Below are 12,931 nucleotides of genomic sequence, written 5' to 3'. Positions count from 1 at the left end.
CACGCGCATCGAGACGACGACGTATTCGGAGTCGGTGAGTTCGACGCCCAGCTTGGGGTCCTCGGCGCCGAGCGGGCCCATGCAGAACGGCACCACGTACATGGTGCGGCCCTTCATCGAGCCGCGGTACAGCTCGGTCATGGTGGCGCGCATCTCGGTGGGGTCGACCCAGTTGTTGGTGGGGCCCGCGTCGGCCTCGGTCTTCGAACAGATGTAGGTGCGGGATTCGACACGCGCCACATCGGAGGGGTCGGAGAGGGCGAGGAACGAGTTCGGCTTCTTGTCCTCGTTGAGCTTCTGGAAGGTGCCCGCCGCGACGAGCTGAGCGGTCAGCCGATCCCACTCTTCGTCGGAACCGTCCGCCCAGACCACTCGCTCTGGCTGAGTGAGTTCTGCGACGTCCTGTACCCAGGCGAGTAGTTCGCTGTGCTCGGTCGGCTGCTTGCCGTCGGAATCGCGAAGACCAGGAATGGTCGCTGAGGTCATGAAAACTCTCCTGAGATGGGCGGTTCACGGTGTTTCCGCCTGGCCTATAGGCCCATGACCAGCGCGAACACACCGAGCGCCACCGTTGGCGGGAAGGCACCCGCTACGACCAGTCGAAAGCGCGTCATGGCTGGACCGCGTACAAGGACGAAGCGGACGCCCAGGTTCCTGCTTAAGAGGTTAACGCGATGTGACGACCAGTACGGAATCGGGTTCCCCCAGGAGTACCCACTAAGTTACCTAATCAAAAGAAGTCCGATACCGGTCGAGGATGGCGATATCGCGTTCGCAGGCGGCGAGCTGACCCGGTTGCTCTGCTGCGGCGCGGCGCAGTCTGGCCTCCAATTCGGCCACCTGACGGTCGATTTCGACGATTCGCTCGGTGCTCGCGCGCATGACGCGGTCCGATAGCGCGGTCTCCGATTCCACCAGCGCGGTGGCGACCCGCTGCTCCAATTGGGCCTTCACATTGACCAGCGCGTCGGAGACCCATTGACGGAGGTGCGCACGGTCGGCGACCTGGCCGCGGGCCCGCACCACCCAGGCCGCCGCACCCGCTCCGAGCAGCAGCGTCACGGGCAGGACCGCGAAATTGAGGGCTTGCACGAGCGAGAACGGGGCGACCAGCAGGCGGCCGATGCCGACCCCCGCGGACGCACCCAGCGCGATCATGAGGTGATCTTCGACACCTCGGTGCCTCGGCTCCGGATCCGGACCGACACGCGGGGCCGGATCGCGCCAACGCGGTGGCGTGCCGCGGTCGTGTTCCGGGATTGCGCCGACGCGGTCGGTGAGCTCGGACAACCGCTGGTCGATGGTTCCGTCCACGACGTTGGTCAGCTCGTTGACCGCCTGCTGTAAGCGTTCGGGATAGCCGCCGAATTCGGCGCGGCGCAAACGATCGAGTTCACCCCGCGCGGCGGCGTGCAGCGCGCGGACCCGGGCCCCGACATCGGTCATCAGATCCACCCTGGCCAGATGCAGCTGGCTGCGCAGGGTGGACATGGCGGTGGCGCGTCCGCCGTCACGCCCGGCGAGCAGTACCGCGCGTTCCTCGCGCCACTGGATCGGTTCCGCGCCGGAGCGCAGCACCGCGACCTGTTCGGCGACCCGTCGGCGGGTATCGGTCAACACGCGCGTGGTGACCGCGGCGACCCGGTCATCGGATTCGGCGCCGGCCGTGGCCGCCGCGAGTTCCGCATGCAGCGCGCCGAGTCCGGAGCGATCGAGCAGACCCGCATCTCCACCCGATCGGCCCGCCACCGCGAGCCGCGCCGAAACCGGCACGATCTCCAGATCGTCGATGCCCTGGGCGGCGAGCAGTTCGAGGTTGTGCGCCCGCACCGCGCGCCAGTCCTGATAGGCGTGGATGCCGTTCATGGCGAGCAGGATCCGGGTGCCGTCGGCGCGCAGCCGCCGCACGATGTGCAGGGTGTCGGCGCCGAGGGCACTACCCGCGTCCAACAGCATGAGCGCGACCGCCGACGGCGCATTACCCGACGGCGACGTGGTCTCCACCGCCGCGCTCGCATCGGGCACCGGATCCGAGAGCGGGATGCGCGGCTCGAACCGTGCCAGTTCGGTGCGCAACAGGCTCGTATTGGCGTCATCGGGCCCGATCAACGACACCGCCGACGCCACCCCCGCCCCCCGCACCGCTCGTAGGAGCGCCGTTCCCTGCGGGTTCCACCGTGCGATGACCGCCTCGACCTCCGGCGTCAGCGACGGCTTCCCGGGACCGGGCGATCCATCAGGGTCCCCGCCGTTCGGAACAGGAGTCGATCCGCGCGACACAACCGCTGGTCCAGCCGATTCGTCCCCACTCGTCGGCGATGCCTGAGCCGCCGGTCCACTCGCGGACTGGCGTGCGGCAGTAGCAGACTCGTCGCGCTCAGGTGCACCCGAGCCTGACGGCTCCATGCGTGCGGAATCCGGTTGCTCAGAGTCCGGCACTGCTCATCCGTTCCCATAGCCGGATGTAGCCGTTGTGCACGCGCAGGGCGGCGCGGCGAGCCGCGGGGGACATATCGCTGGAGACCACCGCACGCCAGCGGGCGGCGCGGGCCAGGGCGTCGTCGGCATCGGACGGCGCGGGTGCTCGATATCCGGCGGCCAGGTGGGCGACCTCCGGGTAGGCGAGGCCCGCGCAGAGGCCGAGCCAGAGGGCGTCGTCGCCGAAGAGGTAGTCCTCCAGCACGTCCCGTGCGTTCGCGCCGTCGGCCGGGACGGCGCGGGCGGCGAGACGGGCCAGTTCGTCGAGAAGTTCGCCGCCGCGCAGTGCGGAGACCTGTTCATAGCGGCGGTGCAATAAGCGGTGCAGCGGATCGATACCGCTGGCCGCGTGCATGATCTGCAGCAGTGCGTGCGGACCCAGTTCGGGGTCCTGCCGCAACGCCGACAGCGCGCAGGTCACGCCGTACAGATCCCAGCGCTGCAACAGCTCTTCACGCTCGGCGACATCCGGTCCGGCCGATGCCGAAACGAACAGGTCAGGCGAAAGCGTGAGCGCCGGATCCGCGGTTTCGGCCAGGCGGCGCAGCGTGGCCATATCGGCCTCGCTCACCGCACCGGCCCTGGTGCGCACGGCCAGCGAGGCGACCACCGGCAGCGTGACGGTCCCGAGGCCGCCGCTGTACTGCTCGGCGGCGGCGACCGCATCACCCCACCGGGATCCGATGGCATCGGCCTTGTTCAGCACCGCGACCGTGCGCTCCGGTGGCAGTTCCGACAGAATCCGCCGGTCGGCGGGCTGTGGCGCACCGGAGAGCACATAGACGACGATGTCGGCGTCGAGTTCAGGATCGGCCACGCCCGGTTCATCGATCGGCGCCGTCTCCACCGCCGACATCAATGCCAGCGCGTGCAGCACGGTGGTCCGCCCGGTATGCGCCCGCCCGGTCACCTGAATGCGCGGCGGCCGACGCCAGCGCGCGATGGCGGTCCCCACCTGGCCGACGATCCGCGGATCGGCACCCGAGCGCAGCGTCGCGAGCAGGTGGTCGAGTTGGTCCAGTTCCCGTGCGGGTCCGCCCGGTCGGATCCGGGGCCCGTCGGATTCGGTGGCTGTCGGCAAAGCTTCGCACCCCCTTTTCGGTGCGCCATTCTTGCAGACATACCGCGCGGACGGGCCGTAGCGACTGCTTGCAGGTCGCTCGAAAGGGTCAGCTGCCGCTGAAGTATTTGTTCGCGGTCCGCACGGCCCAGTTGGGCGCGTATTTCGCGGCGGCCGCCAGTACCTTTGCCTGCGCGCCGATTTCGTAGTGCACCCGCGGCAGCCGTCCGCGCTTGCGGGTCGCGTCCCAGATCCCTTGTGCGACATCCTCGGCGGTCAGGCGCACGCCGAGCGATTTGGTCGTACCGGTTTCGACTCCGTCCACCATGGCGGTGGCCACGAACAGCGGCCACACCGCGATCACCCGGATATCGTGACGCTCCCATTCGAGATCGAGTGCCTCGGTGAGGTTTTTGACCGCGGACTTGGTCGCGCCGTAGCTGGCGAGTTCGGGTTGACCGTAGATCGCCGACGCCGAGCACAGATTCACCACCTGAGCACCGGGCGTATCGCGCAGATAGCTGAAGGCGGCATGCGTTCCCGCTATGACCCCGCCGAGATTGACGTCGATGATTGTCTGGTGGGCGGCCAGATCGATCGATTCGAACGAACCCGCGCGCAGGATGCCCGCATTGTTCACGAGGATGTCGAGCCGGTTCTCGTCACCGTTGAACTCCGCGAGACGCTCGGTCCAGTGAGTGTCGTTCGTCACATCCAGCACCCCGGTGCGCACACTGCCGTCGGCGGCGTGGATATCGGCCGCGAGCCTGGTCAGCCCCACCTCATCGATATCGTATGCACCGACGTGATACCCCTGTGCTGCGAAAAGTAGAGCCGTGGCCCGGCCGATACCCGCCGCCGCACCGGTGATGAACACAGTCGGTCTGCTCATGCGCGCAGTCTAGTGCGGCAGCAAGCCCCCTACCTCGGGGTTCCCACAGATGCCATGGTCACTTAATCTGGCGGGATGGTCGGCACCATAGTCGGTGCGCAGCTTCGCTTTTCGAACACGGCAAGCCGACCAGGCGGAATCCGTTCCGCTGGTCTCGATGAGGAGGTTGCCGTGACTGTCGATGTCATCGGTGTCGAGCCGGACGCGTCCGGCGATCGGAAGCCACTGCTACCCAGTAGCGATCCATTCCTCCGACCGCCGAAGGGTTTCGCGGCCCGTCCGGCCGGGACCATCCTGCGCAGCCGTCGCGTCGAACTCGCACTGTTCGGTCTTGTTCCGCAGCAGGTCTCTGCCTGGCAGCTGCTCTACCGCAGCTGCGACATGCACGGCACTCCGGAAGCGGCGGTCACCACGGTGCTGCTGCCGCTCGACGCCGACCCGAACGAAGACCGCCCGCTGCTGGCCTTCCAGACCGCCATGGACGCGGTCGCCGAGCGATGTTCCCCCTCCTACGCACTGCGTCGCGGTGCCCACGCACTCGGCTCGGTCACCCAATTCGAATGGATGCTGGTGGCCAACGCGCTGCGCCGGGGCTGGGCGGTGAGCATCGCCGATCACGAGGGCCCGCACGGGAATTTCGGCGCACCGCGCGAGCCCGGATACCGCGGACTCGACGGAATCCGCGCGGCGCTGCGCTTCGCGCCGCTCGGTCTGCGCCCCGATACCCGGATCGCGGTCTGGGGTTATTCCGGCGGCGGTATGGCCAGTTCGTGGTTGGTCGAGATGGCACCGACATACGCACCGGAGCTCGATATCGTCGGCGCGGTACTCGGCGCGCCGGTCGGCGATCCCGGCCAGGTATTCACCCGGCTCAACGGCGGACACTACGCCGGACTGCCCGCGATCGTGATCGCGGCGCTACGCAGGCTCTACCCGGCACTGGCCGAGGTTTTCGACAGCGATTGCGATGCCGAGGGTCTGCGGCTCATCGAACGCGCCGAACGGTCGACACCGTTCGCGGCGGTTCTCGGGCTCGTCAAAAGAGATGTCGGCCACCATCTGAGCCGTCCACTCACCGAGGTACTCGCCACGCCCGAGATGCAGGCCATGCTCGACGACCTGCGCCTCGGCCACTCCACCCCGACCTGCCCGCTGCTGGTATTGCAGCCGGTGCACGACCAGATCATCCATATGGACGGCGTCGACGGCCAGGTCGAGCGGTATCGCCGCGGCGGCGCACAGGTCACCTATGTGCGCGACCGGCTCAGCGAGCATTTCTCGCTGCTCCCGCTGGCCACCCCGATCAGCCTGGACTGGCTCAGCGATCGGCTCGCCGGAAAACCGGTGCGCGAAGTCGGCGACAGCACGGTGTGGTCGGTCGCCGCCTCGCCAACGGGGGTGCGCGGGCTGTGGGAAATGCTCGGCACCGCACTCAAGGTGGCGCTGGGCAAGCCGCTGCGTCAGGAGACCGAGCCCGCGGCTCGAATCCCCCGCGTACGCGCCGCATAACCGTTCGTATCGGGTGACCCGCAAGCGATCCGCTACGACCGCTTGCTGCGCGCATCCTGCGATGCTGGACAATGGAGCGCGTGAACGACGCCGCGAACCATACTGCCGAGTCAGTTCCCGGACCGCCGTCCACAGCTCCGGCTCCGGCGGACGGTGGATCCCGAAAGGGCTCGGGCTCTCGCCTGTACCCCCGCGTGACGAGCTTCCGCTCGCGCCGGGGGGCACTCACCGCGACCCAGCAGCAATCCTGGGATCGCACCTGGCCCGTGATCGGCCGCGATGTGGCCGACGAACCACTCGACGCCCCCGCCTGGTTCGGCCGGGAGGCTCCGCTCGTCATCGAGATCGGTTGTGGGACAGGCACCGCCACCGCCGCGATGGCACAGGCGGAACCGCATTTGAATCTCATCGGCATCGAGGTCTATCAGCCGGGTCTCGCGCAATTGGTGCAGCGCATCGAGCGCGAGCAGATCGACAACATTCGACTGCTGCGCGGCGACGCTGTGGATGTGTTGGAAAATATGATTGCTGAGCAGTCGCTCACGGGTGTTCGAGTCTTCTTTCCCGACCCGTGGCCGAAGGCGCGGCACCACAAGCGGCGGCTGTTGCAGCCCGCGACATTCGCACTGATCGCCAATCGCCTGCGGCCCGGCGGTGTGTTGCACGTCGCCACCGACCACGCCGACTACGCCGAATTCATCGCCGAGGTCGGCGCCGCGGAACCGCAGCTCATCGGCCTGAACGAGACCACGGGCGGGGTCAGCGCCGAGCATCGCGACAGCGCCCCGATCGGCTTCGAAAGGCCCGTCACGAAATTCGAGGGCAAGGCACATCGCGCCGGAAGCGCCATCAACGAGTTCATATGGGGGAAGATCGGATGATGAGTGTCGGTGAGATGGCCCATGCGGTCGTGGATGTTGCCGGGGAGGTGCACGGAACCGGATCCGAGGTGATCGGCGCGGTTACGCCCGATGTGCGTCGGGTGCTATTGGTCTGGGACGCCCCGAACCTCGATATGGGACTGGGCGCGATCCTCGGCGGCCGCCCGACCGCCGCCTATCGACCGCGCTTCGACGCGCTCGGCCGCTGGCTGCTCGCGCGCACCGCCGAACTATCGGTGGGCAGCGTGACCCGGGTCGAACCGGAAGCGACCGTCTTCACCAATATCGCGCCGGGCACCGCCGATGTAGTGCGGCCGTGGGTGGAGGCGCTGCGCAATGTCGGCTACGCGGTCTTCGCCAAGCCCAAGATCGATGAGGACTCCGATGTCGACGCGGATATGCTCGCGCACATCGAGCTACGCAGCCGCGGTGCCGGGCTGGCGGGCATCATGGTCGCCTCCGCCGACGGCCAGGCATTCCGCGAACCGCTCGAACGATTGGCCGCCAACGGAATCCCCGTTCAGATACTCGGCTTCCGTGAGCATGCGAGTTGGGCCGTAACATCCGATACCCTCGAGTTCGTAGATCTCGAGGACATCCCGGGCGTGTTCCGTGAACCGCTGCCCAGGGTCAGCCTCGACTCGCTGCCCGATGAGGGAGCCTGGCTGCAGCCGTTCCGGCCGCTGTCGGCGCTGCTCACCTCTCGCCCTGCCCAAGGAGTCGCTTAGTGTTCACACGCTGGGGCGATCTGGTCTATCGGCTGCGCTTCGCCGTCATTGGCATGGTCGGGGCCGCACTCTTGGCACTCGGCGGTTACGGCCTGGGCCTGGAAGACCATCTCAGCTCCAGCGGGTGGGACGATCCCACGTCGCAATCGGCCAAGGCGGCCAAGTTGTCCGACGAGGCGTTCGGACGTGATCACAACAGCGATGTGATCGTGCTCTACACCGCACCGGACGGTAAGACGATCGATGATCCCGAATTCCGGCAGAAGATCGTCGACAGCCTGAATTCGCTGCCGCGCGAACATCCGGATGAGATCTCCAAGATCAACGGCGCCTACTGGCAGACCGAAACCGGTCCGGCGTCGCCGTTGACATTCGGTTCGAAGGATAAGAAATACACCTTCGCCTCGGTCGCCATCCAGGGCAATAACGACACCGATATGGTGCGCAATTTCCGGAAAGTGAAGGATGCCTTCGCCATTCCGGGCGTCGATGTGCAGGTCGCGGGTCTGCAGGCGGTGGCGGGCACGCTGAACGACACCATGGCCGCGGACCAGAAGCGGATGGAGATCCTGGCCATCCCCGCGGTCGCGGTGCTGCTGTTCTTCATCTTCGGCGGTGTGGTCGCGGCGGCGCTGCCACTGATCGTCGGTGGTCTCACGGTGATCGGCGCCTGGGGCATCGTGCGGGTCGTCACGCAGTTCACCGAAGTCAACTCGTTTGTCTCGCCGGTCGTTTCGATGATCGGTCTGGGTCTGGCCATCGACTACGGCCTGTTCATCGTGAGTCGGTTCCGCGAGGAACTCGCCGAGGGCTACGACACCCGTGCGGCCGTGCGACGTTCGGTGATGACCGCGGGTCGCACCGTGGTGTTCTCCGCGACGATGATCATCGCGAGCCTCGGCGGCATGCTGCTGTTTCCGCAGGGCTTCCTCAAATCGATCGCCTACGGCTCCATCGCGACCGTCACGCTGGCCGCGCTGACCGCCATCACCATCCTGCCCGCGATGCTCAGCATTCTCGGGTCGCGGGTGGATTTGCTCGGGCTCAAGCGTTTCCGCAAGACCAAGACCGCGGAGGAAGTCGAGACCGGCTTCTGGGGCAAGTCGACCCGCTGGGTGATGCAGCATCCGCTCAAGATCGCGATCCCGATCTGCATCCTGTTGCTGCTGCTGATCATTCCGGTCAAGAATCTGGCCTTCGGCGGTATCAACGAGCGGTATCTGCCGCCGGATAACGCGACCCGGCTCGCGCAGGCGAAGTTCGACTCGATCTTCCCGCTACGCAAGTCCGATCCGATCCAGCTCGTATTCGTCTCCGCTAACAGCAGTGACGTCGGAAAGTTGTGGGCCGCGGCCAAGCAGGCGCCCGGCTTGAACGGCACCTTCGACGTGCCCGCTCAGTCCAACAGGGACAAGCAAGTGTTCCGCACCAGCGCGACACTGGCGGATTCGGAGAATCCGGATCCGACCATCGACTATCTGCGCTCCCTCGAAATCCCGGACGACGTGCAGATGTATGTCGGCGGACAGCCCGCGATCCAGAAGGACAGCATCGACGCGCTGCTGCACCGGATGCCGTGGATGATCGCGCTGGTCCTGTTCGTGACCACGCTGCTGATGTTCCTCACCTTCGGCTCACTGGTGCTGCCCATCAAGGCCGCGTTGATGAGCGCGCTCGGATTGGGTTCCACGCTCGGCATTTTGACGTGGATCTTCGTCGACGGGCACGCCGCGGGCCTGCTGAACTTCACGCCGCAGCCGATCATGTCGCCGGTATTGGTGCTGATCATCGCGGTTATCTACGGTCTTTCGACCGACTACGAAGTATTCCTGTTGTCGCGCATGGTCGAAGCGCGCACGCAGGGGGCTTCGACGACCGAGGCGGTGCGCATCGGTACCGCGCAGACCGGGCGCATCATCACCGCCGCCGCGCTCATCCTGCTCGTGGTGACCGGCGCGTTCGCGTTCTCCGATCTGGTCATGATGCAGTATCTGGCCTACGGCATGATCGCGGCGCTTTTCATCGACGCGACGATTCTGCGCATGCTGCTCGTCCCGGCCACCATGAAACTGCTCGGCGACGACTGCTGGTGGGCTCCTGCGTGGATGAAGAAGGTGCAGCAGAAGATCGGGCTCGGCGAGCCGATTCTGGACGACGAACGTCCCGGCGGGGGCGAGGTCGTCGACTTGGTGAAGACCACGCCGATCACCGATCCGGTGACGATGCAGATGCCCGCGCTCGCCGATAACGCCAGTACTCGGTCGCGGTCACCGCGACGGCCGCGCACGGTCGAGGAGATCGAGGCGGACGCGCCGACGCAGCATTTCGCGAAGCTCCCGCCCGAACCGCCGGTGCCGCCGCGGCCGGTTGTCGCGCCGCACGATCCGACTCGGCCGCGGGCGAATCCGTCGCTGCACACGCCACCGCCTGGGCCGCCCGTGCCGCCATTCGGACAGGCATCGCCTGCGCCGGGGTTGCCACCTGCGCAGGGGTCGCCGGTCGTGCCGCTCGGCCAGTCGGCGCCGCCCGCACCCGAGCCCATTCGGCCGCGGCCGATTCCGACGATTTCGGGAGCGTCCGAACCGACTCGTCCGATTCCGCCTGCGCCCACACCGACTCCTCCCCCGCCACCGGTTCAGCAGACGCCGATCCCGGCTTCGGACCATCCGACCCACCACGCGCCGTCGGAACGGCCCGCCCCGTCGAATGACGATGTCTCGGACGAGAACCGGAGCAGCATCGAGAACTGGATGGCCGAGTTGCGGTCCAATCGTCGCCGCATCGGCCAGCCCGACGAAGGTCGGCACCACAGCGCGGACGGGCGGACAGTCAGCGTGAACGAGTTGCTGCGGCGGCGGGATCGCGAGTAACGCGTTGCGCGGCTGCGCCTTTCGACGGCGACTGCGCAAGCGGCACGGAGGAAGGCCCGGCGTCCGTCTTGTTCGTTGAGCAGCGTTTGCGGCATCGCCAGTTGGTGCTGTCAGGCCCGGTCCACTGGGTTCGCGATAGGGGCTCCATCAGCAGATTTGCGCCGAGTGGGGAAAGCTGTGGCCTTCGAATTCCGGCCTCAGAGGGCGTTCCGCGGGAGGTCGTCGTGGCTCGGGTGCGAATTCCGGTGTGTCGCTGTTGGTTTCGATGGCGTTGAACGCTGCTGAGGAGACTCGGGTGCCGGTGGCGGATTCGTCGGTGACGGCTGAACGACACTGAGCAGATTCGGTGCCAGCGGTTTTGCGGGCCGTTCGGTGCGAACCCAGAGGCTCACCGGATCGGCGTTGCGCTCAGGTTGTCGTCCGCTGCGGGCTGATGATCGCGGAGCCAGGCGAGGATGGCCTGCAGGCAGGTGCCGATATTGCCGATTTGGCAGTGGTTCTGGGCTTGTTCGGCGACGGTGAACAAGCGAGTAGTGACGGAGCGGGCGTGGGTCAGCGCGGCGGCTTGGCGGTGGAGTTGGTGTGCGGGGACGTAATGGTCGTCGGCTCCGGCGAGCAGGAGGACGTCGGCGGTGACGCGGCCGGAGATGGTGCGGGTGGACAGGGCGCGGGCGGCGCGGAAGAAGGCGTAGGCGTCCGCGGTGCCGGTGACGTGCATGCCTTGGCGCAGGCCCCAGGCGGCGATCGGTTTGCGGGCGGCGGCCAGGCGCGCGGTGAGGTTGACGATGGGGCGAGCGTGGGCGGTGAGGGCGAGACGCAGCGCCGGGGTTGCGCCGGGAAAGGCTTGTCCGCCAAGGCATTCGAGAAAGTCGTCGAGAACGTCGAGCGCGACGACGCGGCGGATGCGGGGCTCGAGGGCGGCGGCGCGGATGGCGAGTCCGCCGCCGAGTGAGATGCCGATCAAGGTGACGTCATCGAGGTCGTAGTGGTCGAGGACGGCACCGACAGGGTGTTCCCAGGCTGCTGTGAGGGGCAGTCCGTGGTCTTCCAGAGCGCCACCCTGGCCGGGGCCGTCGAAGGCGATGACGCGGTATCCGGCGCGGGCGCCGGTCAGTAGCAGGGGGAAGATTTCCTCGGTGTACTCGTCGAATCCACCGCAGACGACGATGACGCCTCGCGAAGGGCCTTCGGGCCGCACCTCGTATGTCGGCAATGCGACCGCACCGTAGGGCACGTCGACCGGAAACAGCTGGTAGAGATCGCGCATCGCACCGACGAACCGGTCGCGAGCATGGACGCGGCGCGGGTCGTCCACGGGCATGAAGAACTCTGCCGCCCGGTCGTAGTACGCGGCGGGCAGCACGCGACCGTCGACCCGTGACTGCTGCGCCAGTTCGAGGAACACCGTGATCCAGTCGGAGTAGGAGCCGATCCGCTCGGCGGCGGCGCGAATCTCGGTCAGAGCATCGGGTCCGATCCACTGCAGGAATCGGTTGAGCTGGAATTCCATGCCCCGGTCCGGATGCAGTCTGTGGTAGCCGACTGGGTCCGCAGCGGGCGCGAGGTCGATGGTCGGCGCATCCCAGTTGACCATATCCACTCCTTAACGCAAGCAATCATGCGATAAGAACGCTAACCCGCACCGCGCTCGAACGCAAGGATTCTTGCGTTAAGGTGGCTGGGTGACCGAGTCAGCAGATCGGCCGCGGCGTAGCGGCGGTCGCAGTGCGCGGGTGCGCGGGGCAGTCGTCGAGGCCGCCGTCAGCGTGCTGCTCGAACATGGTCCGAACAATTTCAGTGTCGGCGAGGTCGCGGCCCGTGCCGGTGTCCATGAGACTTCGATCTACCGCCGCTGGCGCACCCGAGAGAACCTCATCGTCGATGCGATGCTGGCCACCAGCGGCGAGGACGTCCCCGTGCCCGACACCGGCTCGGTGCGGGGCGACCTCCTCGCACTGACCCGCTCGGTAGCGGCGTTCCTGTCCCAACCCGCCGGAGCGAACTTCACCCGCGCGGCGGCCGTGCACGTCGACGACGAGTCCGTCGCCGCAGCGCGCCGCAGGTTCTGGGAATCGCGCCTCGGCCTGACGTCGGTCATCATCGAACGCGGCATTCAGCGAGGCGAGTTGCCCCGGACCACCGATGCGCGCCTGGTGCTGGAGACCGTCATCGCGCCGTTCCACATGCGAGTCCTACTCACTCACGAGCCGATCGACGAGACCCTGCCCGAACGCATCGTCGACCTGATCTGCGCCGGGCTGGAGCAACCAGGTGCGTGACACACGCCGAGTTGGTGCAACGAGATTGCCACTAACGATGCTCAGCATCTGAGTGCCCGCCAACGATCGGACCGGTCTCGCCGGGTTGCGTCTGCTGAATTCTGGTATCTAACAGAGGCTTCGGCGAGACGTTCGGGCGTTGCGGCGTGCCGAGGGGCACGGTCACTGCCTGCATCGATGAGTGCAGCTGCTGAATCCTCTTTTGCGGCACCGGCTTCAGCGACGGGCCCACCA

At 67.1% G+C, this 12,931-nt stretch carries 10 protein-coding genes and 1 pseudogene; 5 read left to right on the top strand and 6 right to left on the bottom strand.

Annotated elements, in window-relative coordinates; genetic code table 11:
- The 4 genes and pseudogenes from NP3_RS45310 to NP3_RS45295 form a co-directional block, all read right to left on the bottom strand.
- A pseudogene (locus tag NP3_RS45310) lies at nucleotides 1-486 on the bottom strand (phosphoenolpyruvate carboxykinase (GTP)); the annotation flags it as partial.
- A 240-nt stretch (nucleotides 487-726) separates the two neighbouring features.
- Complete coding sequence (locus NP3_RS45305; RefSeq protein ID WP_245721391.1) at nucleotides 727-2,115, bottom strand: GTPase Era family protein; 1,389 nt, start codon at nucleotides 2,113-2,115, stop codon at nucleotides 727-729.
- Between the two features lie 310 nt (nucleotides 2,116-2,425).
- The gene (locus NP3_RS45300) at nucleotides 2,426-3,559 is read right to left on the bottom strand and encodes a hypothetical protein (RefSeq protein ID WP_063047866.1); all 1,134 of its coding nucleotides are present in this window, start codon (nucleotides 3,557-3,559) and stop codon (nucleotides 2,426-2,428) included.
- An 88-nt stretch (nucleotides 3,560-3,647) separates the two neighbouring features.
- Nucleotides 3,648-4,430: an SDR family oxidoreductase gene (locus NP3_RS45295; protein WP_063047865.1), complete on the bottom strand. Its 783-nt coding sequence runs from the start codon at nucleotides 4,428-4,430 to the stop codon at nucleotides 3,648-3,650.
- Between the two features lie 171 nt (nucleotides 4,431-4,601).
- Between NP3_RS45295 and NP3_RS45290 the strand changes: the two genes are divergently transcribed.
- From NP3_RS45290 to NP3_RS45275, 4 genes are all read left to right on the top strand, one after another.
- Entirely contained in the window at nucleotides 4,602-5,939 is a 1,338-nt protein-coding gene (locus NP3_RS45290; RefSeq protein ID WP_063047864.1) for a lipase family protein, read from the top strand.
- 71 nt (nucleotides 5,940-6,010) lie between these two features.
- Complete coding sequence (gene trmB, locus NP3_RS45285) at nucleotides 6,011-6,820, top strand: tRNA (guanosine(46)-N7)-methyltransferase TrmB (RefSeq protein WP_063047863.1); 810 nt, start codon at nucleotides 6,011-6,013, stop codon at nucleotides 6,818-6,820.
- Entirely contained in the window at nucleotides 6,820-7,548 is a 729-nt protein-coding gene (locus NP3_RS45280) for an NYN domain-containing protein (RefSeq protein ID WP_084509697.1), read from the top strand. The genes trmB and NP3_RS45280 overlap by 1 nt, the downstream gene beginning before the upstream one ends.
- Nucleotides 7,548-10,418 (top strand): MMPL family transporter, encoded by a 2,871-nt coding sequence (locus NP3_RS45275; protein WP_063047862.1) that lies wholly within the window; start codon nucleotides 7,548-7,550, stop codon nucleotides 10,416-10,418. Before NP3_RS45280 ends, NP3_RS45275 begins: the two co-directional genes overlap by 1 nt.
- 388 nt (nucleotides 10,419-10,806) lie before the next feature.
- Here the strand turns inward: NP3_RS45275 and NP3_RS45270 are convergent, their stop codons facing one another.
- On the bottom strand, nucleotides 10,807-12,012 hold the full coding sequence (locus NP3_RS45270) for an alpha/beta fold hydrolase (RefSeq protein WP_063825085.1): 1,206 nt from the start codon (nucleotides 12,010-12,012) through the stop codon (nucleotides 10,807-10,809).
- Nucleotides 12,013-12,100: 88 nt separating this feature from the next.
- Here NP3_RS45270 and NP3_RS45265 point away from each other — a divergent pair, with 88 nt between their 5' ends.
- Entirely contained in the window at nucleotides 12,101-12,697 is a 597-nt protein-coding gene (locus NP3_RS45265) for a TetR/AcrR family transcriptional regulator (RefSeq protein WP_063825084.1), read from the top strand.
- Between the two features lie 31 nt (nucleotides 12,698-12,728).
- On the opposite strand, the gene NP3_RS50135 is transcribed toward NP3_RS45265, so the two are convergent.
- The coding region (locus NP3_RS50135) for a hypothetical protein (protein WP_218025079.1) at nucleotides 12,729-12,931 on the bottom strand (203 nt) is incomplete at its 5' end.

This window comes from Nocardia pseudovaccinii NBRC 100343 (genome assembly GCF_001613225.1).
Taxonomy (GTDB): Bacteria; Actinomycetota; Actinomycetes; order Mycobacteriales; family Mycobacteriaceae; genus Nocardia; species Nocardia pseudovaccinii.
Note: the sequence above shows the minus strand (reverse complement) of the source record. Positions and strands in the feature narration are given on the sequence as shown.

Bases quoted from the DNA above. Each gene is read 5' to 3' on its own strand.
- NP3_RS45295 (WP_063047865.1), bottom strand. From the start codon at position 4,430: ATGAGCAGACCGACTGTGTTCATCACCGGTGCGGCGGCGGGTATCGGC.
- trmB (WP_063047863.1), top strand. From the start codon at position 6,011: ATGGAGCGCGTGAACGACGCCGCGAACCATACTGCCGAGTCAGTTCCC.
- NP3_RS45280 (WP_084509697.1), top strand. From the start codon at position 6,820: ATGAGTGTCGGTGAGATGGCCCATGCGGTCGTGGATGTTGCCGGGGAG.
- NP3_RS45270 (WP_063825085.1), bottom strand. From the start codon at position 12,012: ATGGTCAACTGGGATGCGCCGACCATCGACCTCGCGCCCGCTGCGGAC.